This is a genomic window from Amycolatopsis sp. PS_44_ISF1, assembly GCF_032335455.1.
GTDB lineage: Bacteria > Actinomycetota > Actinomycetes > Mycobacteriales > Pseudonocardiaceae > Amycolatopsis.
The window spans coordinates 512,205-536,168 of the sequence record NZ_JANUXO010000003.1 but is presented as its reverse complement, the minus strand read 5'-3'; the positions used below and the strand labels follow the sequence as shown (position 1 = coordinate 536,168).

The 23,964-nt window shown below is 72.4% G+C and carries 20 protein-coding genes and 1 riboswitch; of the genes, 3 read left to right on the top strand and 17 right to left on the bottom strand.

Features of this window, described 5'->3' with window-relative positions:
- Positions 1-722: 722 nt before the first annotated feature.
- A complete protein-coding gene (locus NYF13_RS28765; protein WP_315661023.1) occupies positions 723-1,904 on the top strand; it encodes an AsnC family transcriptional regulator in 1,182 nt (393 codons plus the stop codon).
- Here NYF13_RS28765 and NYF13_RS28760 read toward each other — a convergent pair.
- The 17 genes from NYF13_RS28760 to NYF13_RS28680 all read right to left on the bottom strand — a co-directional run bounded on the left by NYF13_RS28760 (position 1,901) and on the right by NYF13_RS28680 (position 21,832).
- Positions 1,901-2,827, bottom strand: coding sequence for an RluA family pseudouridine synthase (locus tag NYF13_RS28760; RefSeq protein WP_315661022.1), 927 nt, complete (start codon positions 2,825-2,827; stop codon positions 1,901-1,903). The two genes, NYF13_RS28765 and NYF13_RS28760, sit on opposite strands and share 4 nt — an antisense overlap.
- Positions 2,824-3,384 carry a signal peptidase II gene (gene lspA / locus NYF13_RS28755; protein ID WP_396287757.1) on the bottom strand — a complete coding sequence of 187 codons (561 nt, stop codon included), beginning with the start codon at positions 3,382-3,384 and terminating at the stop codon, positions 2,824-2,826. Before lspA ends, NYF13_RS28760 begins: the two co-directional genes overlap by 4 nt.
- Before the next feature lie 296 nt (positions 3,385-3,680).
- Complete coding sequence (locus NYF13_RS28750; RefSeq protein WP_315661020.1) at positions 3,681-5,051, bottom strand: aminotransferase class V-fold PLP-dependent enzyme; 1,371 nt, start codon at positions 5,049-5,051, stop codon at positions 3,681-3,683.
- Positions 5,052-5,091: 40 nt separating this feature from the next.
- A riboswitch (SAM riboswitch) is annotated at positions 5,092-5,206 on the bottom strand.
- 154 nt (positions 5,207-5,360) lie between these two features.
- The gene (locus tag NYF13_RS28745) at positions 5,361-6,839 is read right to left on the bottom strand and encodes a potassium/proton antiporter (protein WP_315661019.1); all 1,479 of its coding nucleotides are present in this window, start codon (positions 6,837-6,839) and stop codon (positions 5,361-5,363) included.
- 195 nt (positions 6,840-7,034) lie between these two features.
- Positions 7,035-8,666 carry a penicillin-binding transpeptidase domain-containing protein gene (locus NYF13_RS28740; RefSeq protein WP_315661018.1) on the bottom strand — a complete coding sequence of 544 codons (1,632 nt, stop codon included), beginning with the start codon at positions 8,664-8,666 and terminating at the stop codon, positions 7,035-7,037.
- Between the two features lie 137 nt (positions 8,667-8,803).
- A complete protein-coding gene (gene ileS / locus NYF13_RS28735; RefSeq protein WP_315661017.1) occupies positions 8,804-11,974 on the bottom strand; it encodes an isoleucine--tRNA ligase in 3,171 nt (1,056 codons plus the stop codon).
- A 361-nt stretch (positions 11,975-12,335) separates the two neighbouring features.
- The gene (locus tag NYF13_RS28730) at positions 12,336-13,055 is read right to left on the bottom strand and encodes a hypothetical protein (RefSeq protein ID WP_315661016.1); all 720 of its coding nucleotides are present in this window, start codon (positions 13,053-13,055) and stop codon (positions 12,336-12,338) included.
- A gap of 172 nt (positions 13,056-13,227) precedes the next feature.
- Positions 13,228-14,076 carry a DivIVA domain-containing protein gene (locus tag NYF13_RS28725; protein ID WP_315661015.1) on the bottom strand — a complete coding sequence of 283 codons (849 nt, stop codon included), beginning with the start codon at positions 14,074-14,076 and terminating at the stop codon, positions 13,228-13,230.
- A 52-nt stretch (positions 14,077-14,128) separates the two neighbouring features.
- On the bottom strand, positions 14,129-14,404 hold the full coding sequence (locus NYF13_RS28720; RefSeq protein ID WP_315661265.1) for a YggT family protein: 276 nt from the start codon (positions 14,402-14,404) through the stop codon (positions 14,129-14,131).
- Between the two features lie 114 nt (positions 14,405-14,518).
- Positions 14,519-15,112, bottom strand: coding sequence for a cell division protein SepF (locus tag NYF13_RS28715; protein WP_315661014.1), 594 nt, complete (start codon positions 15,110-15,112; stop codon positions 14,519-14,521).
- A gap of 80 nt (positions 15,113-15,192) precedes the next feature.
- Positions 15,193-15,924 (bottom strand): YggS family pyridoxal phosphate-dependent enzyme, encoded by a 732-nt coding sequence (locus NYF13_RS28710; protein ID WP_315661013.1) that lies wholly within the window; start codon positions 15,922-15,924, stop codon positions 15,193-15,195.
- 70 nt (positions 15,925-15,994) lie between these two features.
- Positions 15,995-16,699, bottom strand: coding sequence for a peptidoglycan editing factor PgeF (gene pgeF / locus NYF13_RS28705; RefSeq protein WP_315661012.1), 705 nt, complete (start codon positions 16,697-16,699; stop codon positions 15,995-15,997).
- An 85-nt stretch (positions 16,700-16,784) separates the two neighbouring features.
- Positions 16,785-18,086 carry a cell division protein FtsZ gene (gene ftsZ / locus NYF13_RS28700; protein WP_315661011.1) on the bottom strand — a complete coding sequence of 434 codons (1,302 nt, stop codon included), beginning with the start codon at positions 18,084-18,086 and terminating at the stop codon, positions 16,785-16,787.
- Between the two features lie 300 nt (positions 18,087-18,386).
- Entirely contained in the window at positions 18,387-19,151 is a 765-nt protein-coding gene (locus NYF13_RS28695) for an anti-sigma factor (protein WP_315661010.1), read from the bottom strand.
- A complete protein-coding gene (sigK, locus tag NYF13_RS28690) occupies positions 19,148-19,768 on the bottom strand; it encodes an ECF RNA polymerase sigma factor SigK (RefSeq protein WP_315661009.1) in 621 nt (206 codons plus the stop codon). Before sigK ends, NYF13_RS28695 begins: the two co-directional genes overlap by 4 nt.
- Positions 19,761-20,564, bottom strand: coding sequence for a DUF1365 domain-containing protein (locus NYF13_RS28685; RefSeq protein WP_315661008.1), 804 nt, complete (start codon positions 20,562-20,564; stop codon positions 19,761-19,763). The genes sigK and NYF13_RS28685 overlap by 8 nt, the downstream gene beginning before the upstream one ends.
- Positions 20,561-21,832, bottom strand: coding sequence for an FAD-dependent oxidoreductase (locus NYF13_RS28680; protein WP_315661007.1), 1,272 nt, complete (start codon positions 21,830-21,832; stop codon positions 20,561-20,563). The genes NYF13_RS28685 and NYF13_RS28680 overlap by 4 nt, the downstream gene beginning before the upstream one ends.
- Positions 21,833-21,915: 83 nt before the next feature.
- Here NYF13_RS28680 and NYF13_RS28675 point away from each other — a divergent pair, with 83 nt between their 5' ends.
- On the top strand, positions 21,916-23,184 hold the full coding sequence (locus NYF13_RS28675; RefSeq protein ID WP_315661006.1) for a cyclopropane-fatty-acyl-phospholipid synthase family protein: 1,269 nt from the start codon (positions 21,916-21,918) through the stop codon (positions 23,182-23,184).
- Positions 23,181-23,960 carry a DUF1295 domain-containing protein gene (locus NYF13_RS28670; protein ID WP_396287739.1) on the top strand — a complete coding sequence of 260 codons (780 nt, stop codon included), beginning with the start codon at positions 23,181-23,183 and terminating at the stop codon, positions 23,958-23,960. The genes NYF13_RS28675 and NYF13_RS28670 overlap by 4 nt, the downstream gene beginning before the upstream one ends.
- Positions 23,961-23,964 lie beyond the last annotated feature (4 nt).

Sequence of the window (23,964 nt, the reverse complement as noted above, 5' to 3'; positions counted from 1 at the left end):
AGAACGGCGGATTCGCGCCGCATTGGTGACTCCGCGTGCGGGGCGGGACCGATGGGCGGCGGTCGTGGCCGGGGTGAGGGCGGGTGGACGGCGGGGGTTTGCGGAGAGTGATCGTCCGGCTGAGTAAGTCGTGGTCCGCCGGGCGGGCGGTAGTGGGGCTAGGCGGGTGTTCGGCCGGACGGGGTGACACGGTCCGGCCGGGAGTGGTCGTGATTGGGCCGGGCGGTGGTGATCCAGCAGGGCGGCGGTACCGCGGCCGGGCGGTGGTACCGCGGCCGGCGGTGGTATTCGGCCGGGCGGTGGTATTCGGCGGGGCGGTGGTATTCGGCGGGGCAGTCGTGATTCGGCCGGGCGGTCGTGGTTCGGCCAGGCCATGGCGATCCAGCAGGGCGATGGGTGATGCGGCGGGGCGTCGTTGTTCGGCCAGGTGGTCGTGATTCGGTCAGGCGATCGTGGTTCGGGCAGGGTGGTGGTGGTTCGGCAGGACGGTCGGGGTTCGACGAGGTGGTCGTGGTCTGGTCGAACTGGGGTGATCGCGGCTTGCGGGCGGTGCGATCCAGCCGGATCGTCGCGGGTGTACGGACTGACGGTGGCCGGGGTCGGGCAAGGACGTCGCGGCGGAGTCGGGTGCAAGGGGGAAGCCGGTCAGCGGGGGTGGCGGTGGCGGGGACACGGGCGGGTTCGGAGGGGATCCGGGGTGGTGAGGCGGTAGCGTTCGGGAAGTGGCCGTGACCGATCCTGTGGACCTTCGCCTGCTCGCCGCGCTGGCCGAACTGGGCAAGACGGCCGTGCACGAGCTGGCGGCCAAGGTCGGCATGGATCCGCGGGAGGTGGCGTACCGGCTGGTGTCGCTGTCCGGGAGCGGGCTGCCGCTGCTGGTCGGGGTCGAGAGCGACCCCGGCGGGCTGCGGGCCGCGATCTCGGCGGCACCGCCGTCCTGGGCCGAGTCACCGCAGACGTCCTGGAACCAGGGCGGCCCGCACCAGCCGGGGTCGGGACGGATGGCTGGGCAGCAGCCGATGCCCGGGGCGCCGACGAGCGGATCGGTTCCACCCGGATCGATGCCACCCGGGTCGGTGCCGCCCGGCTCGGTTCCGTCCGGGCCCTTTCCGGCCGGGCGGATGCCGCCGCCGCAGCAACCGCCGTCACCGCAGTACCTTCAGGCGCATCAGTCACAGCCGGTGGCGTCTCAGCCGTACCTTTCGACGCCGCTGGGGTGGCCGGGCACCGTCCACGGTGGACAGTCCGGGGGTGGCGCGGTCTCCGGCCCCCACCCTGGCGCGACCCCGGCTCGGCCCGGCGCGATCTCCGGTCCTCACCCCGGCCCGCCCGGGTCGGGACCGTACGCCGGGCCAGGCGGGCCGTCCGATCCCGCAAGCCCGGGTCAGGGCCAGTTCAACCCCCTCGTGAGCACCTGGGGAGTTCCGCAGACCGCGTCCTGGGCGCGCGGTGACGAACCGCGGCGGAGCGGGCCGGCCGGGGGGCGGCACGGGCGGGTCGGCGAGGTGCTGGCCACCGAGGGGCTCGAGGGCGAGCAGCTCACCGTGCAGCTGCTCGAGGTCCAGGACCCGGCCGACTACCTGTTCGGCGCGGCCGGGTACCGGCTGCAGGAGGGCGAGCGGGCCGTGGTGGTGCACACCGAGATCACCAATCGCGGGGCGGCCGGTTTCGCTTCGCTGCCCGACAACTACCTCGAACTGGTCACCGAGGACGGGGCGGCGATCGGCAAGGCGCCCGTTTCGCTCACCTCGCGGCCACCGCACAAGATCGGGGTGCGGCCGGGCGAGACGCTCGGCGGGCACACCGTCTACCTCCTGCCCGACGCCACCCGCGTGGTCTCGGTCCGCTGGAGCCCACGGCCCGAACCGGACGATCGCACGCTGACCTGGGCGGTCGAGGGTTAGTTCTCGTCGCGCAGCAGCTTCAGGGCATCGGCCAGGTCGTCCGGGTAATCCGACTCGAACTCCACCCAGCGGCCGTCGGCCGGGTGGGCGAAGCCCAGGGTACGGGCGTGCAGCCACTGGCGGGTCAGGCCCAGCTTGCGCGCCAGCACCGGGTCCGCGCCGTAGGTCAGGTCACCGACGCACGGGTGGCGCAGCGCGGAGAAGTGCACGCGGATCTGGTGCGTCCGGCCCGTCTCCAGCTTGACGTGGGCCAGCGACGCCGCGCGGAACGCCTCCACCACCTCGTAGTGGGTCACGCTCGGTCGTCCGCCGGCCACGACGGCGAACTTGTAGTCGTGGCGGGGGTGGCGGTCGATCGGGGCGTCGATGGTGCCGCGGGTCGGGTCCGGGTGGCCCTGGACCACGGCGTGGTACCCCTTGTCGACCGTCCGCTCCTTGAACGCGCGCTTGAGCACCGTGTACGCGTGCTCGCTCTTGGCCACCACCATCACGCCCGTGGTGCCCGCGTCGAGCCGGTGCACCACGCCCTGGCGCTCGGCCGAGCCCGAGGTCGAGATCCGCAGCCCCGCGGCCGCCAGGCCGCCGACCACCGTCGGACCGGTCCAGCCCGGGCTCGGGTGCACGGCGACGCCGACCGGCTTCGAGATCACCACGATGTCCTCGTCGTCGTGCAGGATCCGCATGCCCGCCACCGGCTCGGCCACCAGCTCGACCGGGTTGGCCGGCTCGGGCAGGGTCACCTCCAGCAGCCCGCCGGCCGCGAGCCGGTCGGACTTGCCCGCGGGCCGGCCGTCCAGCAGCACGTCACCGGCCGCCGCGAGCTCGGCCACGACCGTGCGCGACAGGCCGAGCAGCTTGGCCAGCCCGGCGTCGACGCGCATGCCGTCGAGCCCGTCGGGAACGGGCAGCAGCCGGGCGCTCACGCGGCCTCCTCCTTCTTGGTCCGGGTCGAGGTGCCGTCGTAGTCCTTGCCGAGCAGCGACAGCAGGACGATCAGCGCCCCGCCGCAGCAGATGGCCGAGTCGGCGATGTTGAAGATGGCGAAGCCCTCGCCGTTCGGGGCGAAGGCCGAGATGAAGTCCACGACGTGGCCGCGCAGCGGGCCGGGGGCGCGGAAGACGCGGTCGGTCAGGTTGCCGAGCGCGCCCGCGAGCACCAGTCCGAGGCCGATCGCCCAGCCGACCGAGCGCAGCCGCCGCGAAAGCCACACGATCGCCACCACCACGGCCGCCGCGACCAGGGCCAGTACCCAGGTCATGCCGGTGGCCATGGAGAACGCGGCGCCGGGGTTGCGGATCACCTGCAGGTAGATCAGCCCGCCGAGGATCCGGACCGGCTCCTTGCCCTCGAGGTTCGCGGCCACCAGGTTCTTCGTCACCAGGTCGATGGCCCAGAGCAGCACGGCCGCGGCGAACACCAGCCCGACCCGGCGCTTGGGCAGCGGGGCGGCCGGCCCGGTCTCGGGCTCCGGCGGCGCCACGGCCTCGGCCGGGGCCGGGGTGGGGGCCTCGGCGGGATCTCCGGCCTCGGCCGGCTCAGCGGGCCGCGCGAGGTCGGGTTCGGAGGAGGAGGGCTCGGTGCTCACCCGCCCATTGTCCACGTTACGGGCTCAGGTGGTCCCGGCGGCAGGCCGCGGACCCCTCTTCGCGGACCCGCGAACCCGGTGAACCCCGCCGCACGACGTCAGCGGACGAGAGCAGAGCCACCTCCGCGAACACCGTGGAGGCGATCAGCACGAACCCCCTCCGCCCTCCCCCGGGCCTCGGGAGTGGAGGCTCAGGCGCAGAACGGCGGCAGCTCGCGCGGGTCCCCGACCGGCGCCCAGCGGCCGTCCACTTTGGCGTACTGCCAGCGTGCGCCGCGGGCGGCGATCTGACGCAGGGCGAGCACCAGGCGGTCGACGTGCTCAGCCGTGCTGCCGAGGCCGAGGCTGACGCGCACGGCCTGCTGCCCGTCTCCGCCCGCGACGCCGATCAGGCGCTTCGTGGCGACGTGGGCGCAGAAGGCGCCGTCGCGGACACCGATGCCGTACTCGGCCGACAGGACCGCGGCGAGCCAGCCGGGTTCGAAGCCGTCGACGACGAAGCTCACCGTGCCGACGCGGTCGACGGCCGCGTCGAACAGCCGCAGTTCGGCGCAGCCGGGGATACCGGACAGGCCCTTGCGCAGCCGCTCCAGCAGTTCGGCTTCGTGCTCGCCGACGGCGTCCCACCGCGCGGCCAGTTGCTCGCACGCGACGCCGAGCGCGTACACGCCGACGGTGTTCGGCGAGCCTGCTTCGTGGCGCTCGGGGCCAGAATTCCAGACCACGGCTTCTTCGGTGACGAGCTTCGTCGCGCCGCCGCCCGCGAGGTACGGCGGAGCAGCGCGCAGCCAGTCCGCGCGACCGATCAGCGCGCCGGCGCCGAAAGGCGCGTACAGCTTGTGGCCGGACAGAGCGACGTAGTCCACGTCCAGCTCCCGCAGCGAGATCCGGCGGTGCGGCGCGAGCTGCGCGGCGTCGAGCGCGATGCGGGCGCCGTGCTTCCTCGCCACAGCGGCGATCTCGGCCACCGGGAGCAGCTCACCGGTCACATTGGACGCCCCGGTCACCACCACCAGCCGCGGGCCCGGCGGGCAGTCCGCGAGCGCTTCGTCCACAACGGACACTGCCGCGAGCCGCGTGCGCGGGAGGCCGACCCGGCGGACGTTCCGGCCGCGCCACGGCAGCAGCGCGGCGTGGTGCTCGGTGTCGAACACGACCACGGAGGTGTTCGGCGGCACAGCGCGGGCCAGGAGGTTGAAGGAATCCGTGGTGTTGCGCGTGAACACGACGGTGTCAGCGGCGCGCGCGTCGACGAAACGGCGAAGGATGTCTCGAGTGCGCTCGTACAGCCGCGTCGAGACCTGCGACGCGAAGCCCGCGCCGCGGTGGACACTCGCGTACCAGGGCAAGAACTCGTCCACGGCCGCACGCACGGCTTGCAGGCAGGGCGCGCTCGCGGCGTGGTCGAGGTTCGCGTAGCCGATGTCGCCGCCGGTCACCAGCGGCACCCGCAGGCTCGCGCCGGCGACGGCCGGGATCCCTTGCGGCGCACGGGTTTCGGGGACGGCGGAGCTGAAGGCGCCGGGCGCTTCGGTGGAGGTGCGATCGAGGGCGAGAGTCATGGGAGTGCCTCCTCGGCAGTCCGGGGGACCCCCGGCGAGGGGCCCGCGCTTGCCTGCCGCACCACGCGACCGGCCTGGTCCTCACCCGGGGCACCCCACCGCGGTAGGAGGGTTGCCGGCCAGCGAGCCGGGGCTTCGCGCTGGCACTCATGACCTGGTTTCGAAGGTAACCGACCGGAGCGGCCCGGAGCCAGACCCGTCCCGCGATCTGAGACCGCGCTCACACGTTCGGCGCAGGAGTCACGTGCGCGACGCTTCGCGCGGCCCAGGCCACGACGGTGGTCGCTCCACGCCGGGGTTTCGTCCCCTTCAGCGGCCGTCTTCGCCACGCCAGCGGGCCAGGCGACCGGCGCGGTCCACGGCGCGGATGCGGCGCTCCACGGCGTCGCGGACGTTCGCCGTGGTGACCACCAGGAGCTGGTCTTCGACCTGCAGCCGGCTGGTCTTCTGCGGGGTGAAGCCGGCGCCGGTGCGGACGATCAGGCTGACCGTGGCGCCGGGCGGCAGGCCCAGCTCCGAGATGTACACACCGTGCAGTTTCGAGCCCTTCTGGATGCGCACCTGCAGCAGTTCTGCGCCCAGCTCGTCCAGCGGGGCGGCGTCCACCTCGATCTCGTGGGCCTCGGCCGGCTTGGCCAGGCCGAGCCAGCGGGCGAACGGGCCCAGGGTCGCACCCTGCAGCAGCGTCAGCACGATGACCAGCACGAACACCGCGTCCACCAGCTGCTCGGCCCCACCGACGCCCTCCGAGAGCGGGATCATCGCGAGCACGATCGGCACCGCCCCGCGCAGACCGGCCCAGGACAGGAACGCCTGCTCCCGCCAGGGCAGGCGGAACGGCAGCATCGAGAGCACCACCGAGAGCGGCCGGGCCAGCAGCAGCACCACCGCGCCCGCGACCAGTCCGGGCACCAGCGTTTCCAGCAGGCGGCTCGGCGAGGCGAACAGGCCGAGCAGCACGAACAGGCCGATCTGCGCCAGCCAGCCCAGTCCCTCGGCGAACGACAGCGTGTCCGAGCGGTGCGGCAGCCGGGAGTTGCCCAGCACCAGGCCGGCGACGTAGGTGGCGAGCAGGCCCGAGGCGTGCGCCAGCTGCCCGGAGGAGTAGGCCAGCACGCACACCGCGACCGTCGCGAGCGGGTACAGCCCGGTGGCCGGCAGCGCCGCCCGCCGCAGCGCCATCGCGCCCAGCCAGCCGAACAGCAGCCCGATGCCCAGGCCCGCGACCAGCTCGTAGACCACCAGCAGCGGCAGCGACCAGTCCACCGCCTCGCCCGAGGCGAGCACCACCACGGCGATGTAGGCGGGCGCGTCGTTGATGCCCGATTCCAGCTCCAGCGTGCCGACGATCCGCTTGCCCACCCCGGCCGAGCGCAGCACGGAGAACACCGCCGCGGCATCGGTCGAGGCGAGCACCGCGCCCCACAGCAGCGCGAGCCGCCAGTCGAGGCCCAGCAGCCAGTGCAGCGCGGCGCCGGTGATCGCGACACTCAGCACGACAGCCACTGTGGACAGTGCGATTCCCCGCGCCAGCGCGGGTTTCACCGCGGGCCACCGGGTGGTCAGCCCGCCTTCGGTGAGGATCATGACCAGCGCGGCCAGGCCGAGCGACTGGGTCAGGCCGGGGTTGTCGAACCGGATGCCGAGCCCGGATTCACCGAGCAGCACGCCGATCGCGAGGTACAGCAGCAGCGAGGGGAAGCCGAGCCGGATCGAGACGCGCACGGCCACGACGGACGCCAGCAGCACCACACCGCCGATCCCCAGGAGCACGGGAAGCTGGTCCATCTTCCGCTCCCTCCGGTCTCCGCCGGAGTCCAGAATAGTGAGCGGGGGTACTCACTCCTTCGTGTACCACCGGATAATTCGGACAAGTGGCGTGCTAGGGCGTCTTCCCGGTACCGAGCGTCGTGAGCCGGACGCCGAGCGTGGCGAACGCTGCCGGTCGCGGGGCCCACGGGCCGCCGTCACCCGTTCGACGGATTACTTCACCCCGGCCAGGAACTTCGCCCCCAGCGTGACGGCGGGGCCGGAATCGTTGGCGCCCTCCAGGAAGACCACGAAGGCGAGGTCGCCGCGGTAGCCGGTGAACCAGCCGTGGGCCTCGGCGCCGGAGCCGAACTGGGCGGTGCCGGTCTTGCCGAACACGGTGCCGGAGCGCGCCAGCCCGGTCGCGGTGCCGCCGGTGACCACCTCGCGCATCATCGAGCGCACCGAGGCCAGCACGCCCGCGGGCGGCGCGCTGTACCGCGTCGAGACCTTGGTCGCCCGGTCCGGGTCCGTCCACAGGCGCGGGGTCACGGCCCGGCCCGCCGCCACCGTCGCCGCCATCAGCGCCTCGCCGAACGGGCTGACCTGCACCGTGCCCTGGCCGATCCCGTCCTCGACCTGCTCGTCGGCGCCCTGGGCCGGGACCACCTCGCCGGTCTCGGTGGCGATGCCGGGGATGTCGAAGTCCGCGTTCAGGCCGAACTGGGTGGCCGCGTTGGCCAGCCCGTCGGCCGGAAGCTGCGAGGCGAGGGTGCCGAACGTGGTGTTGCACGACTTCGCGAACGCGCGGTGCATCGGCACCGTGCCCAGGTCGAAGTCCTCGTTGGACAGGGTCCGGGTACCGATCCGCGCGGTCAGCGGGCAGGGCAGGGCCGCGTCCGGCGTCGCGGTCCCGGCTTCCAGCGCGGCCGTCGCCGTGGCGATCTTGAACGTCGAGCCCGGCGCGTACAGCCCGCTCAGCGCGGACGGCCCGGTCCCGGCCCCGGCGTTCTGCGCCACCGCCAGGATCCCGCCGTTCGACGGCTGGATCGCCACGATCACCGCCTTGCCGCCGAAGGAGTCCACGGCCGACTGCGCCGCCGACTGCACCCCGACGCTCAGCGTGGACTTCAGCGCCTCGAACCCGCCGGTGGTCTTGCCGAACAGCGTCTCCAGGCTCCGGCCCGAGGTGTCCACCCGCTCGACCGCGAACGAGTCCGAAGCGCTGGCGTGGACCTGCCCGGTCAGCGCGGACGACAGCAGCGGGAACGCCGCGCCGCCGGCCGCGTGCGGGCCGCCCGGGCCGGTCACCAGGATCGGCTTGCCGTCGCGGTCGATCACCGCGGGCGCCTCCGCCGCCGCGGTCGCGACGACCAGGCGCTGCCCGGCCTCCAGCTTCGGCTCCAGCACCGCGGGGGTCCAGTGCACCCGCCACTGCGAACCGGACCGGACCACGTCGAACGTGCCGTCGTAGGACCACACGCGGCCCGCCGCGAGCGTCCAGGTCGTGGTGTACGCCGCGGTCGCCTTGGGCCCGGTGGCCGCGCCCACGGGGCCGAGTTCGGCCCGCACCCCAGCCGGCTTCAGCGTGGACCAGGCGTCGCGCAGCACGGCGGCCGAGCCGGGCGGGTCGTCGGTCAGCCGGCTCGCGGTGTCGGCGTCGCCCGAGGCGAAGGCCCTCAAGTACTGCTTCGCCGCCGAAGCCGGGTCGGATGCCTGTACCCCGGAGACGGTCGTCTCCTCCGGGTGCGAGGACGCCGCCGGAGCCGGATCACCACCGCTGAGCAGCACCACCGCCGCCACGACGATCGCGACCACCGCGACCGCGCCGCCGATCAGCACCCTTCTTCTGCCCGCAGGACTCACCGCGCACGCTCCCCCTGGCCGGTGCGGCGTTCGCGCACCCGGCCCAGCTTGCCCATCGCCGCGGGTACCGGGGTGTTACTCGACGGTTGAGCGACCGTCCCGACACCGATTCGTGATCAGCGCCGGGACGGCCCGGATCAGGCCTTGGCCACCCGCACGCGCACCTTCACGCCTTCCCCGGCCGTGCCCTCGAACCCTTCGGGCGCCTCGCCGTAGGACACCGCCGTGGCCAGCGTTTCGGCCGCGACGAACTCCTCGTGCCCGCGGATGGCCGCGACCGTGGCCTCCGGCGCGTCGACCACCAGGGTGATGCGGTCGGCGACGTCGAGGTCCGCGTCGCGGCGGGCCTGCTGAACCACCCGCACCAGGTCCCGGGCCACCCCCTCGTCGGCCAGTTCGCCGGTGACCTCGGTGTCGAGCACGACCAGACCGGTGCCCCCGGGCAGCTCGGCCGCCGCGCCGCCGTCCCTGGCCACCAGGCGCCGGTCGTATTCGCCCTCCTGCAGCTCGATCCCGGCCGCCAGCACCCCGCCGCCGGGCCCGGTGGTCCAGTCGCCGGCCTTGACCGCCTTGATCACCCGCTGCACGTCCCGGCCCAGCCGGGGCCCGGCCGCCCGCGCGTTGACCGCGACCTCGGCCGAACCGTGCGCGGCCACGTCGGTGGTCAGCTCCACGGACTTGACGTTCACCTCCTCGCGCAGGATGTCGGTGAACTCCCGCAGCGCCTCGACGTCGCCGGCCGCGACCACCAGCCGGGCCAGCGGCAGCCGCACGCGCAGCTTGTTCGCCTTGCGCAGCGACAGCGCCGAGGACGCCACCTGGCGCACCCGGTCCATCGAGGTCACCAGCGCCGCGTCCGAGGGCAGGTCGAGCGAGTTCGGCCAGTCCGCCAGGTGCACCGAGCGGCCGCCGGTCAGCCCGCGCCACACCGTCTCCGCGGTCAGCGGCAGCAGCGGCGCGACCACCCGGCCAGTCACCTCGAGCACCGTGTGCAGGGTGTCGATCGCGTCCTGCGCGCCGGCCCAGAAGCGATCACGGGACCGGCGGACGTACCAGTTCGTCAGCACCTCGAGGAAGTCCCGGACGGTCTGGCAGGCTCCGGCCACGTCGTAGTGGTCCAGCGCGTACTCGACGTCGGTGACCAGCTCGTGGGTCTTCGCCAGCGCGTACCGGTCGAGCAAGTGCTTCGAATCGGTACGCCAGTGTCCCTCCACACCCTCGGCATTCGCGTACAGGGCCAGGAAGTAGTACGAGTTCCACAGGGGCAGCACGGCCTGGCGCACGGCGTCGCGGATCCCCCGGTCGGTCACGACCAGGTTGCCGCCGCGCAGGATCGGGCTCGACATCAGGTACCAGCGCATGGCGTCGGAGCCGTCGCGCTCGAACACCTCGTTCACGTCCGGGTAGTTGCGCAGCGACTTGGACATCTTCTGCCCGTCCGAGCCCAGCACGATGCCGTGCGAGACGCAGGTGCGGAACGCGGGCCGGTCGAACAGCGCTGTGGCGAGCACGTGCAGCAGGTAGAACCAGCCGCGCGTCTGGCCGATGTACTCGACGATGAAGTCGCTCGGGTAGTGGTGCTCGAACCACTCGGAGTTCTCGAACGGGTAGTGCACCTGGGCGTAGGGCATCGAGCCCGAGTCGAACCAGACGTCGAGCACCTCGGGCACCCGGCGCATGGTCGAGCGCCCGGTCGGGTCGTCCGGGTTGGGCCGGGTCAGCTCGTCGATGTAGGGCCGGTGCAGATTGTCCAGCCGCACGCCGAAATCAGCCTCCAGCTCGTCGAGCGAGCCGTAGACGTCGGTGCGCGGGTAGGCCGGGTCGTCCGACTGCCAGACCGGGATCGGCGTGCCCCAGTAGCGGTTGCGGGAGATCGACCAGTCGATGGCGTTCTCCAGCCACTTGCCGAACTGGCCGTCCTTGACGTTCTCCGGGTACCAGGTGATCTGCTGGTTCAGCTCGACCATCCGGTCCTTGAACTGCGTCACCGCGACGAACCAGGAGGACACCGCGCGGTAGATCAGCGGGTTCCGGCAGCGCCAGCAGTGCGGGTAGGAGTGGTCGTAGGTCTCGTGGCGCAGCAGCACCGCGCCCTGCCGCCCGGCCGACCCGGTGCCGTTCTTGAGGTCGCGGACGATCTCCGGGTTGGCGTCGAACACCTGCTGCCCGGCGTAGTCCGGCACGGTGGCGTCGAACCGGCCGTGCGCGTCGACCGGCGTGACCGGCGGGATCCCGGCGGCGTCGGTGACCACCTTGTCCTCGGCGCCGTAGGCGGGCGCGATGTGCACGATCCCGGTGCCGTCGCTGGTGGTGACGTAGTCGGCGGACAGCACCCGGTGCGCGTTCTCGGTGCCGGTGAAGTACGGGAACGGTGGTGCGTAGCGGTTTCCGAGCAACTGGGCGCCGGCGTAGCGCGCGACGACAGCCGGCTCCTCGCCGAGCTCACGCGCGTACGCGGCGACGCGCGCTTCGGCCAGCAGGAACCGCTGGCCGGGCAGGTTCGCGCTCTCCACCACGACGTAGTCCACCTCGGGGTGCACCGCGGTGGCGAGGTTCGACGGCAGCGTCCACGGCGTGGTGGTCCAGATCAGCAGGTACGCGCCGTCGAGCTCGTTGTCGTTGCCCTCCAGGCGGAACCCGACGGTGACGGCCGGGTCCTGGCGGTTGCGGTAGACGTCGGCGTCCATGCCCAGCTCGTGGTTGGACAGCGGGGTCGCGTCCCGCCAGCAGTAGGGCAGGACGCGATAGCCCTCGTAGACGAGTCCCTTGTCCCACAAGCGTTTGAACGCCCACAGCACCGACTCCATGTAGGACACGTCGAGGGTCTTGTAGCCGTTTTCGAAGTCGACCCAGCGCGCCTGGCGGGTGACGTAGTCCTGCCATTCGTCGGTGTAGCGCAGGACGGACTCACGCGAAGCCTCGTTGAACTTCGCGATGCCCATCTCTTCGATCTCGGAGGTCTCGGTGATGCCGAGCTGGCGCATCGCCTCGAGTTCGGCGGGCAGCCCGTGGGTGTCCCAGCCGAACCGGCGCTCGACGTGCTTGCCCTTCATCGTCTGGTAGCGCGGGACGATGTCCTTGACGTAGCCGGTGAGCAGGTGCCCGTAGTGCGGCAGGCCGTTGGCGAAGGGCGGGCCGTCGTAGAAGACGTACTCGTTGTCGCCGTTCTCGCCGGCGGGCCGCCGGTCGATCGACGCCTGGAACGTCCGGTCGGTCTCCCAGTACTCGATGACGCGCTGCTCCAGCGCGGGAAACGATGGCTGGGACGGGACGGTGCCGTCTCCGTCCAGCTGGGCCTGGGGGTACATCCGGGTGCGCTCCTTCACGTTCGTCGCTCGCGTACGGACGGCCGGCGCCACACCGGTCGGCCACACGGGGACGAAACGCTCGCACGTCACGCGGTACCACCCCGCTTGCCCGGGCGCGGAACTCCGCGCCGCGGGCCACTCGTGGACGGCTGTCACGGGCCGCACCCGTCCGGTTCTACTGGGGGCGCGGACGCCCCGTTCTCCCGGAGGCTCCCCGGTGATGGCCGGATCGACGCCGTGCTGGGACCAGATTAGCTCTCCGGCGCAACCCGGTTACCAGTGACCCGCGGTCACCGCGGACTGCGGACCGTCGCCCGGGCCCGGCACAGCGGCACAGCCCGGGGCAGCGCAGACCGTGGCTTCAGCGGTGGGCGGCGGCGAGCACGGCGTCCGGGCCGCAGCGGGCGCACGGGGTGAAGCCGAGCTGGCGGGCCTCGCCGACGCCGATCGGGATGGTGTCGCGGCCGGAGAGCCAGCCGCAGTCGACCAGGTGGTAGCGGGGGTACTCGTCGACGACCACCACCTCGTCCTCGAGGTCGGAGACGATGGCCAGGTCCTCGGCGCCGGTCTTCTCCTCGCCCGGCGCGTTCTCCCGGGCGGGCGGCGGGGTGGTGGAATCCTCGTCGGTGGCCTTGGTCGCACCGAGCCCGGCCACGGCCGTTTCGGCTTCGGCGGGCGCCGCCGGCTCGGTCGGATCCGTGGCCGTGCCCTCGGCGCGCGTCTCGGCCGGGGCGGCGGTTTCGGGCTCGCCGTCCGGTGCGGGCACCGGTTCCGGTACGTCGGCGGGATCGCCGAGTTCACCCGTGGCGGGGATGAGGGCGGTGGCCTCCGTGTCCTCTTCGGCCGGTGGCTCGGAGTCGTCCCCCTCGGCGGTCTCCTCGGCGGTGCCGGTGCCGTTCTCGGAGGCCGGTTCGGCCGCGGTGGCCCGCCGGCGGCGGCGCAGCCAGTCGGCCACCAGGATCAGCCCGGCGAGCACCGAAAGACCGATCGAGACCCAGGCCCACAGCGAGGTGGCCGTGATGAGGGCCGTGACGAGCAGCGCGAGCGCCGCCAGCACCAGAACGAGGACTATGTAGAGCACGCTGAATTACAGCACGAACCGCAGGAATACCGGGTCACGAAACGCCCACGCCACGTACCGCCGCAAGTGCTTTCCGTGGTGGCGGAAATCGGGTGCACGGCGAAAGCCCCGCCGTCGCCGGAATGCGGCGGACGACGGGGCGTGCGCGAAAAAAACTGAGCTGGAGCGGGACTCAGCCCGCTTCGGCCCGCGGGCCGAACGAGTAGCCCTGGCCGCTGCCCGAGCCGGCCGGCTGGCCCGAGTTCGACGAGGCCGAAGCCGGCGCCGCCGAACCACGGTCGTCGAGTTCGCGCAGCTGCGATTCGAGGAATCCCCGCAGCCTCGTGCGGTATTCCCGCTCGATCGTGCGCAGCTCCTCGATCTTCTTGCCCAGAGCGCCCTTCTCGGCGTTCAGGTTGTTCATCGTCTCGGTGTACTTGCGCTGCGACTCGCGTTCCATGGTGGTCGCCTTGTCGCGGGCCTGACGCTCCAGCGTCTCGGCCCGGGTGCGCGCGTCGTTGAGCATGGTCTCGGCCCGCGTGCGAGCCTCGTTGACCATCGAGTCGGACTTCGCCCGGGCGTCGGACAGAAGCTGCTCGGACTTGGTCCGCGCCTCCGCCAGCATGCCGTCGGACTCGGTCTTGGCCTCGGCGGTCAGCCGGTCGGCCATCTCCTGGGCCAGGCCGAGGACCTTGGCCGCCTGGACATTCGGCTCGCCACTGTCGCCACCGACCATCGAATGGGCCTGCGTCTGCTCCATCGCCGAAGCGGGGGGCACGGGCGCCAGGCGGCGGGAGGGCTCTTCCCGCACCGGCGGTGGACCGCTCACCTTCGCGTTCTCGAGCTCACCGCGGGTCGACTCCAGCTCGTTGTCGAGCTGTTCGACCTGCTGCCGCAGCTCGTTGTTGTCCTCGATCAACCGGGCAAGCTCGGTCTCCACCAGGTCGAGGAACGCGTCCACCTCGTCCTCGTTGTAGCCCCTCTTGCCGATGGGCGGCTTGCTGAACGCGACGTTGTGCACGTCAGCGGGGGTCAACGACATCAGATCACCTCACGCACTCCATGGCCTGCAGGATCCACCCAGGTCTCCCCGATCACCTGGGAGTTGCCAGTTGCATCACGAAGAACACAACCAACAGCAGAACCATAATCGATAAGTCCAGTCCCATCCCGCCGATCCGAACCATCGGGATCATTCGTCGGAACAGACGAACCGGCGGGTCGGTCACTGTGTAGATGGTCTCGAGCGTGACCGCAACCCCTCCGGCGGGCCGCCACTCCCGTGCGAAGGTCCGCACGAGCTCGATCACGATACGTGCCGTCAACAGCAGCCAGAAGGCGAACAGCACGTACCAGACCACCAGCAACACAGCGTTCACGCGACCACTCTAGCGGGGGATCGCCGCGGAGGCCGCAGCCAGCGGCCACCACCGGCGATCGAGTCGACAAAATCACGTTCTGCTGCGCCCAGCGGTCCGCTTCGTTCAGCCACGCAGGAACAATCCGCCTTCGGCGATCCGCCTGCGGTCCTCGGCGGTCACGTCGACGTCCGGCGGTGAGAGAAGGAACACCTTGTTGGTGACCTTGTCCATCGAGCCCCGCAGCGCGAAGGCCAGCCCCGCGGAGAAGTCGACGAGCCGCTTGGCGTCCCCGTTCTCCATCTCGGTGAGGTTGATGATCACCGGGATGCCCTCGCGGTAGTGCTCGCCGATCTGCCGGGCCTCGACGTAGCTGGTCATGTGCAACGTCTTGATCCGGCTGAGCGCATCGCGCGCCGGGGTGCGCACCGGTTCGGTGAGCGGGCGCAACCGGGCCACCGGCTCGGGCTGGCGGTCGATGGCCAGCGCCCCGTGCGTGGCCGGCTCGGCGGTCACCGGCCGTGACCGGAGGCGCGAGGCGGGCTCGTCGTAAGTGTTATCGGCCTCACGGTATCGTGACCTGGATCGTGTCGGCGGCTCGTCGTAGGCGTCGTACTCGTCGTCGTAACCACGGCGGTACTCTTCGTCCTCGACCTCGTAGCCGTCCTCGTCCGCGGGCACCATCCCGAAGTAGGCCTTCAGCTTCTGCAGCGCGCTCATGCCTCTCCCTAGCCCTAGCGACTCCCGCACCGTGCTACCCCACCCCGCCGCGCACTAAACGTGACGGCCACGCGGACTCCCTACGGCGAGGCTAAACCGCGTCCACCGAGCAACGCGGTTCCGACACGCACAGAGGTCGAGCCGTGCGTGATCGCCGGTTCGAGATCATGGCTCATACCGGCCGACATCTCCCCAGCGTCCGGGTGGTCTTCCCGCAGCCGCCCGGCCGCCCGGGCCAGCCGTTCGAAGGCCCGCTCGGGGTCCTCCCCGAGCGGGGCCACGGCCATCACCCCCCGCAGCCGAAGCTCACCCACACGAGCGATGTGGTCGGCGAGTGCGGCGAGCTCCGCGAGCGGAGTCCCGCCGCGCGCCGGGTCGCCGTCGAGGCTCACCTGGACGAGCACGTCCAGCGGTGCGGTGCGCTCCCCCGCCTCCCGGGCGTGACCGGCGGCGCGGCCGAGCGCGTCGGCCAGCCGGGCCGAGTCGACCGACTGGACCTCGGCCGCCCACCGGACCACGGAGCGGGCCTTGTTGCGTTGCAGCCGGCCGACCATGTGCCACCGCGGCGACGCGTCCGGGCGCAGCCGCGCCACCTCGTCCGCCTTCGGCCCGGCCTCCTGGTCGCGGTTCTCCGCGAGCCGGGTCAGGCCGAGGTCGGTGAGCAGGGCGGCGTCGGCGGCCGGGAAGGTCTTGGTGACGCCGATCAGGCGCACCTCGTCCCGGGCGCGCCCGGCGGCGGTGCAGGCAGCGACGATCCGCTCCTCCACCGCGCCGAGCGCGGCCGCGATCTCCTCACGGCGTCCGTCGGTCATCGGGCACTCACCAGCAACCACCGGGAACACTGTGGCCACCGAGAACACTGTGGCCACCCGCGGCGGCCCATCACGCCTCCAGCCAGGTGACGCCCGCGATCCGGCCGGTGGTGCCGTCGCGGCGGTAGCTGAACAGGGTCCGGTCCTCCGCGGTGCAGCGCGGGTCCACGCCGATCCGGCCGACGCCGTGCGCGGCGAGCTGCTGCCAGAGCCCCGCGCGCAGGTCGAGGCCGGACGTGCCCCGGCGGGTCCTGGTCGCGCTACCGGGGACGTGCTGTTCGACGTCGGCGGCCATCGCGGCGGGCACCTCGTAGCAGTCGCCGCAGATGGCCGGGCCCAGCAGCGCCTCGGTCCGGGCGGGCTCGGCACCCAGCTCGCGCATCGCGTCCAGTGCCGCCGGCACCACCCCCACCCGCGTGCCGACGCGGCCCGCGTGGACGGCCGCGACGACCCCGGCTTCGGGGTCGGCCAGCAAAACCGGCACGCAGTCGGCGACCAGCACCACGAGCGCGACGCCGGGCTCGGCCGTCACCAGTGCGTCGGTCGCCTCGGCGGCGGTGGTTTCGGTGCCGTCGACCACGGTCGCCGTGCGGCCGTGCACCTGCTCCATCCAGGCCAGCCGCGGCTCGGGCAGGCCCAGTTCGGCGGCCAGCCGCCGGCGGTTGGCGTGGACGTCGCCCTCGTCGTCACCGACGTGGTCACCGAGGTTGAAGCTGTCGTACGGCGGGCGGGAGGCGCCGCCCGCCCTGGTCGTGACCACTCGTCGTACTCGCACCCGGTCATCCTCCCAAAGAACGCGCGAACGCGGTGAAGGCCACCTCGAACGGGTCGAGGTGGCCTTCGGCGGGGCAGAACGGTCGTTACCGGCGCATGAACGGCGGCACGTCGACCTCGTCGTCCGAGGGGTCGTCGTGCACCGTGGCCGGGCGGCTGGGCAGGCTGCCGCCGGTGCCGGAGCCGATGGGCGAGTAGCCGCGCGAGCCACCGCCGGGCTGAGGCAGGCCGCCCGGCGGGGTGCCGGGCTGCGGGAGCGGGGCGTGCGTGCGCGGCGGCGCCACCGGGTAGCCCGAGCTGCTCGCGGGCGGCACCGGGGTCGCGCCGGAGGGCGGGGTGGCCGACGGCGGGCCGCCCACGTGCCCGGAGGTGGCCGAAGCCGTGCTGGTGCTGCCCGGGCGCGAGCCGAAGGCCGGCGGGTCGAGCTTCTTGTGCGTGGGCGCGCCGGCGTCGAAGCCGGCCGCGATCACGGTGACCCGGACCTCGTCGCCGAGCGAGTCGTCGATGATCGTGCCGAAGATGATGTTCGCGTCCGGGTGCGCGGACTCCTGCACCAGCGAAGCGGCCTCGTTGATCTCGAACAGGCCGAGGTCGGAGCCGCCGGCGATGGACAGCAGCGCCCCGTGGGCGCCGTCCATGGACGCCTCCAGCAGCGGCGAGTTGATCGCCTTCTCGGCCGCCTGGATCGCCCGGCCCTCCCCGCGCGCCGAGCCGATGCCCATCAGCGCCGAACCGGCCCCGGACATCACGCTCTTGACGTCGGCGAAGTCCAGGTTGATCAGTCCGGGCGTGGTGATCAGGTCGGTGATGCCCTGGACACCGGAGAGCAGCACCTCGTCGGCCGAGCGGAACGCGTCCATCAGGGACACGCCGATGTCGCCGAGCTGCAGCAGCCGGTCGTTCGGGATCACGATCAGCGTGTCGCACTCGTTGCGCAGCTGCTGGATCCCGTCCTCGGCCTGCTTGCCGCGGCGCTTGCCCTCGAAGGTGAACGGGCGGGTGACCACGCCTATGGTCAGCGCGCCGAGCTTGCGGGCGATCTGGGCGACCACGGGGGCACCGCCGGTTCCGGTGCCACCACCCTCGCCGGCCGTCACGAACACCATGTCGGCGCCCTTGATGACCTCTTCGATCTCCTCGCGGTGGTCCTCCGCGGCCTTCTGGCCCACCTCGGGGGCGGCCCCGGCGCCGAGGCCACGGGTGAGTTCGCGGCCGATGTCGAGCTTGACATCGGCGTCGGACATGAGCAGCGCCTGTGCGTCGGTGTTCACCGCGATGAACTCGACACCCTTGAGGCCGACCTCGATCATCCGGTTCACGGCGTTCACGCCGCCGCCGCCGATGCCGACGACCTTGATCACCGCAAGGTAGTTGTGCGGGGGCGTCATCGGGTCCGCCTTCCTGATCGTGATGTGCTCGTGCTGCCCACCGGGGCCCCAACCCTCACCCTCAACCCGAGAATCAGAGTTATGTCAACCACCGGTGTTAGAGCAGGACGGTAGGCACCGGGCTGGCTCGAATCCAGTAGCCACGCCGTGTGCGGCAAGGGTGTTTTGCCACAACACGAACGCGAACGCAAGAGCAGCAGCCCCGTCGGAGCAGTGCGCGAGGGTCTGGTAGAGGCGGAAAAACCCGTGCGGGCCCGCGCCGGTGCGGAACCGGTGCGGGCCCGCACGGGCGGGTTCTGCTCAGGCGGGCATCGGTGCCACGAGGACGACATCGGCGGACGGCTTCCCGCTGGGCGAGCCGCCGGCCGGCTCGACGCTGACCCCGACCTGGTCGGCGCGGCCGATCCCGTCGGCCACCACGAGCGAGCCGTCCGGGCCGCCGGGCAGCAGCCCGACCGGGCGCGGGTCGACGCCCGGTCCCATCAGCCAGGCCTGGTAGACCTTGCCCGCCGGGGACGGCGGCAGGCGGTCCTCCATGAACATCACGCGGTCGAGCTGCCTGGACACCAGCACGGTGCCCCCGCCGCCGTCGGTGGCCCCGGCGTGCGCGGTCCGCACGTCCGGCGCGGCCAGCAGCTCCGAAACCGGCTGGTACTGGGCGCGGGCCTGGTCGACCCGCTCCTGCGCGGTGTTCAGCTGGCCCTGGGTGTGCAGCGCGACTCCGCCGAACACCCCGGCCAGCGCCAGCCCGACGACCGCGGCGGCCGCGGCGAGGCCCAGGGCCCAGCGGCGGCGGGCCCGGGGAACCTCCTGCGGCCCCGCCACGACGTCGGGAGGGAGCTGGCGCGTGGTGCGCATGGCGGCCAGCACGCGGTCCTTCATCTCGGGCGGCGGCTCCTCGGCCATCGCCGCGCCCAGCCGCGATGCCGTCGCCTGGAGCTCGTGGACCTCCTGCGAGCAGGCTTCGCACTGCTCGAGGTGACGGCGGAACTGCGCGCGCTCGATGTCCGACAGGGCGTCGAGCGCGTACGCCCCGGTCAATGTGTGCATGTCCGGCGTCGTCATGCCGTCACCCCCAGACAGTCGCGCAGGCGGATCAGCCCGTCGCGCATCCTTGTTTTGATCGTTCCCTGCGGGGTCGAGAGCACGTCCGCGACCTCGCGGTAGGTGTAGCCCTGGTAGTAGGCCAGCAGCACCGACTCGCGCTGCAGGTCGGTGAGGAACTTCAGGCAGCGCCGCACCTGCGAGCGCTCCAGGCTCGCGGTGACCGACTCGGCCACCTCGTCGAACGGGCGTTCCCGGGCCGCCTCGAACGTCGCCTTCTGCTCGCGTTCGGTGCTCGCGCGCGCGGACCGGACCCGGTCGACGGCGCGGCGGTGGGCCAGGGTCATCGCCCAGTTCAGCGCGCTGCCCTTGTCCGGGGAGTAGCGGGTGGCGGTCTTCCACAGCTCGACCAGCACCTCCTGCGCCACCTCCTCGGACTGGGCGGTGTCACGCACGATCCGGCGGACCAGTCCGTAGACCGGCCCGGAGAGCTGGGTGTAGAGCTGCTCGAACGCGCGCTCGTCGCCCTTGGCGACCTGGGCCATCAGCTCCTCGGCCGTGGCCGGCGCGGGGGCGGCGAGGTCTTCGGGCACCGGCGGCACGGCAGCCACCCGGCGCGGGCGAGCGGTCTCATCCATTCAGCTGTCCTCCGGAGTTCTGCGGGGTCCGGACGGCGATCGACGCCTTGCGCCGCCACAGGGCGATGCCGTGGCGGCGGATCAGGGCGGAGACGCGCTGCGGCTGCAGCGGCCGGCCGAGCACCATCCGGACGAGCGAACGGGTGTCGGCCGTCCGCCGGATCCCCCGGAGCGTAGCGACCAGCGGCCGGGCTTCCCCGCGGTGCAGGGCCACGGTGAGCCCGAGCAGCGCCTCCGGCCGCGGCAGGTGCATCCGGTACTCACCGTCCATCTCCTGGAACGGTGACACGTAGAACGCCTTGTCCGCGCGGGAGATGTCGTCCTCGCCGGGCCGCAGGAGGTAGGCGTGGCGGCCGCCGTAGGTGTTGTGCACCTCGGCGACCACGCATTCGAGCGCGCCGTCCGGGGTGTGGCACCAGTACACCGAGATCGGGTTGAAGACGTAGCCCAGCACCCGGGCGGAGGCCAGCATGGTGACCCGGCCGCCGCGCAGGTCCACCCCGCGCCGCGCGAGCCAGGCGTCCAGTTTGGCCCGGATGCTGCCGCCCACGCCCGGCTCGAAGTGGTCTCGGGCGTCGAACCGCGCGAACGGCCGCAGCCACCACGGCAGCCGCGGCAGCCGGTCGAGGTCGGTGTGCCACAGGTACATCCGGTGCACGAAGGCGTGCGGCGGATCGGTGGCGCGGACGTGCCCGACGGTGGCGTCGTAGAGGGCGGTCCCGGCCGATCCCGGTCCGGACCGGACAGCGGGCCCGGCCGATCGCGCCGGGGCGCGGCGGGGCGCGGCGGTGGTCACCAGGTCGCCCCCAGGCTTTCGGCGGCCCGCAGACCGGAGGCACAGCCGTCCTCGTGGAAGCCCCAGCCGTGGTAGGCCCCGGCGTAGGCGACCACGCCGTCGTTCAAGCCGGCCAGCCTCCGCTGCGCGGCCACGGATTCCGGGGTGTAGACCGGGTGCTCGTAGTCCATCTTCGCGACCACCGAGCCGGCCGCGGGCTCGTCGTGCGGGTTCAGCGTGACCACGTAGCCCTTGGGCTCGTCGAGGCGCATCAGGCGGTTCATGTCGTAGCTGATCTGCACGGCCTCACTGTCCCCGCCGCACACCGGGGTGCGGTAGTTCCAGCCCGCCCGCGCGGACCGGGCCGTGGGCAGCACGCTGGTGTCGGTGTGCAGCCAGGCCGCGTTGCGGGAGTAGCGGAAGGAGCCGAGCACCTCCTGCTCGGCCGGGGTGGGCCGGCCCAGCAGCCGCAGCGCCTGGTCGGCGTGGGTGGCGATGACCACGTGGTCGACGCGGTGGCGGGTGTCGGCGTCGTCGTGCACCTCGGCCCCGCGGGCGGTCCGGGTCACCGACCGCACCGGCGTGGACAGGTGCACGGCGGTGAGCTGCTTGGCCGCCAGCTCCACGTACTCGCGCGAGCCGCCGACCACGGTGCGCCAGGTCGGCGAGTTCTTCACCGAGAGCAGGCCGTGGTTGCGGAGGAACTCGAACAGGTAGCGGGCCGGGTACTGCAGGGTGTCCGTCCGGTCGGCGGACCAGACCGTGGACACCAGCGGCAGGATGAAGTGGTCGACGAAGTAGGTCGAGTAGCCGCCGATGGCCATGAACGCACCGAGGGTGACATCGCCGGTCTCCGGGCGCGAAAGCACCCGCGAGGCGTGCCGGTGGAACCGCTTGACCTCGGTCAGCATCCGCAGGTAGCGCGGTTCGGTGAGGTTCTTGCGCTGGGGGAAGATGCCCTTCAGGCCCTTCGCTCCGGCGTACTGGAGACCACAGCCGTCGCAGCGGATGCTCATCGACATCTCGGTCTCCTGCGTCCGGACGCCGAGCTCGCCGAACAGCCGCAGGAGGGTGGGGTAGGTGCGCTCGTTGTGGACGATGAAGCCGGAGTCGACCCCGACCGTCCCGCCGTGCGCGCTGGGCACGTCGTGGGTGTGCGCGTGTCCGCCGAGCCGGTCGTCCGCCTCGAACAGCAGGACCTCATGGCGGCGCTGCAGCAGGTAGGCGGCGGTGAGGCCGGCCACGCCACTGCCGATTACTGCGATGCGTTTTCCCGTGGTCTGGTGCACGCCGGGGATTCGGCGCCGCCGCGCGGGTGGATGGGTGCGTAGCGCCGACCCATCCACCCCCCGGGCGGCGGCGAATCCCGGATATGCCGAAAAGCTCTGCGACCCGCCTGGTCACCTTCGTCGAACACCTGCTCGGCACGAGGCTGCCGATCGCCGTCCGCACCTGGGACGGCGAGCGAGTGGGCCCGGAGGGCCCGGCCGTGGTCCTCAAGAACCGCCGCGCGCTGCGCTGGCTGCTGTACTCCCCCGGTGAGCTGGGTCTCGCGCGCGCCTACGTCTCCGGTGACCTGGACGTGGAGGGCGACCTCACCGAGGGGTTCCGGCGGATCTGGGCGCTCACCCGCTCCGGCGAGCTGGGGCGGGTCAAGCTCGGGCCGCGCGAGTGGGCCCAGGCGGTTTCGCTGGCCGCCCGGCTCGGCGTCGTCGGCCTGCCCCCGAAGCCGCCCGCCGAGGAGGCGCGGCTCAGCGGCGTGCTGCACAGCCTGCGGCGCGACCGGTCGGCCATCGCCCACCACTACGACCTGTCCAACGCCTTCTACCAGTTGCTGATGGACGAGTCGATGGCGTACTCGTCGGCGTACTGGACCTCCGACGAGCCCGGGTACACCGTCGCGGACGCCCAGCACGACAAGCTGGAGATGATCTGCCGGAAGCTCGGCCTGCGGCCGGGCATGCGGCTGCTCGACGTCGGCTGCGGCTGGGGTTCGCTGCTCGTCCACGCGGCCAAGCACCACGGCGTGGAGGCGGTGGGCGTGTCGCTCTCGGCCGAGCAGGTGCAGCACGTGAAGGCCCGGCTGGCCCAGCACGACCTGGCCGACCGCGTCGAAGTGCGCCAGCAGGACTACCGCGAGCTGGCCGGCCAGCAGTTCGACGCCGTCGCGTCCATCGAAATGGGCGAGCACGTCGGCGAGGAGAACTACCCGGAGTACACCCGGATCCTGTTCCGCATGCTCAAGCCGACCGGGCGCCTGCTGCTGCAGCAGATGTCGCGCGGCGCGGTGGCACCCGGCGGCGGCGCGTTCATCGAGCGCTACATCGCCCCCGACATGACGATGCGCCCGCTGAGCCGCACGCTGGCCCACGTGGAGAAGGCCGGTTTCGAAATCCGCGACGTGCACGCCATGCGCGAGCACTACGCCCCGACCGTGCGGGCCTGGCTGGACACCCTCGAAGCGAACCGGGACCAGGCGGTCGCGCTGATCGGCGAGACCGGGCTGCGCGTGTGGCGGCTGTACCTGGTCGGCGGCGGGCTGGCGTTCGAGGAGAACCGGATGGGCGTGGACCAGATCCTCGCGGTGCGCCCCACGGCCGAGGGCGCCATCGGCATGCCGGCCACCCGGGACTGGATGTGATCAGCCTCGGCCCGCTCGTCGCCGTCACGGCCGGCGTCACGCTGGTCGCGGCCGCGGTGACGTTCGGCGTGGCCCGGCTGCGCGGGCGCTACGACACCGTCGACACGTTCTGGGGGCTCGGCTTCGCGATCATCGCGGTGGTCGCGTTCCCGTTCGGCAGCGGTCCCCTGTCGCTGCGGCTGGTGACGGCGGCGCTGACCGTGGTGTGGGCCGTGCGGCTGTCGGTGTACCTGCACCTGCGCAACCGCGGCAAGCCCGAGGACCCGCGGTACGTGCGGATCGCCAAGCGCGGATCGGCCGCGCGGATGTTCGTGCGGACCTACCTGATGCAGGCGCTGGTCCTGTGGTTCGTCTCACTGCCGGTGCAGTTCGCCATGTACGGCGACGGGCTCGGCGCGCTGGGCTGGATCGGCGTGGCCGTGTGGGCGGTCGGCTTCACCTTCGAATCGGTCGGCGACGACCAGTTGCGCCGCTTCAAGGCCGACCCGGGCAACCGCGGCAAGGTGCTCGACACCGGGCTCTGGCGTTACACCCGGCACCCGAACTACTTCGGTGACGCCTGCGTCTGGTGGGGCCTCTACCTGCTGGCCTGCTCGACCTGGCCGGGGGCGGCGACCGTGCTCTCACCGATCGTGATGACCTTCACCCTGGCCCGCGGCACCGGGAAACCCATGCTGGAGAAGGGGATGCGGCACACCCGGCCCGGCTACGCGCACTACGTCGAGCGCACCAGCGGCTTCTTCCCATTGCCACCGAAGCGACTCACTCCCCGGTAAGCCC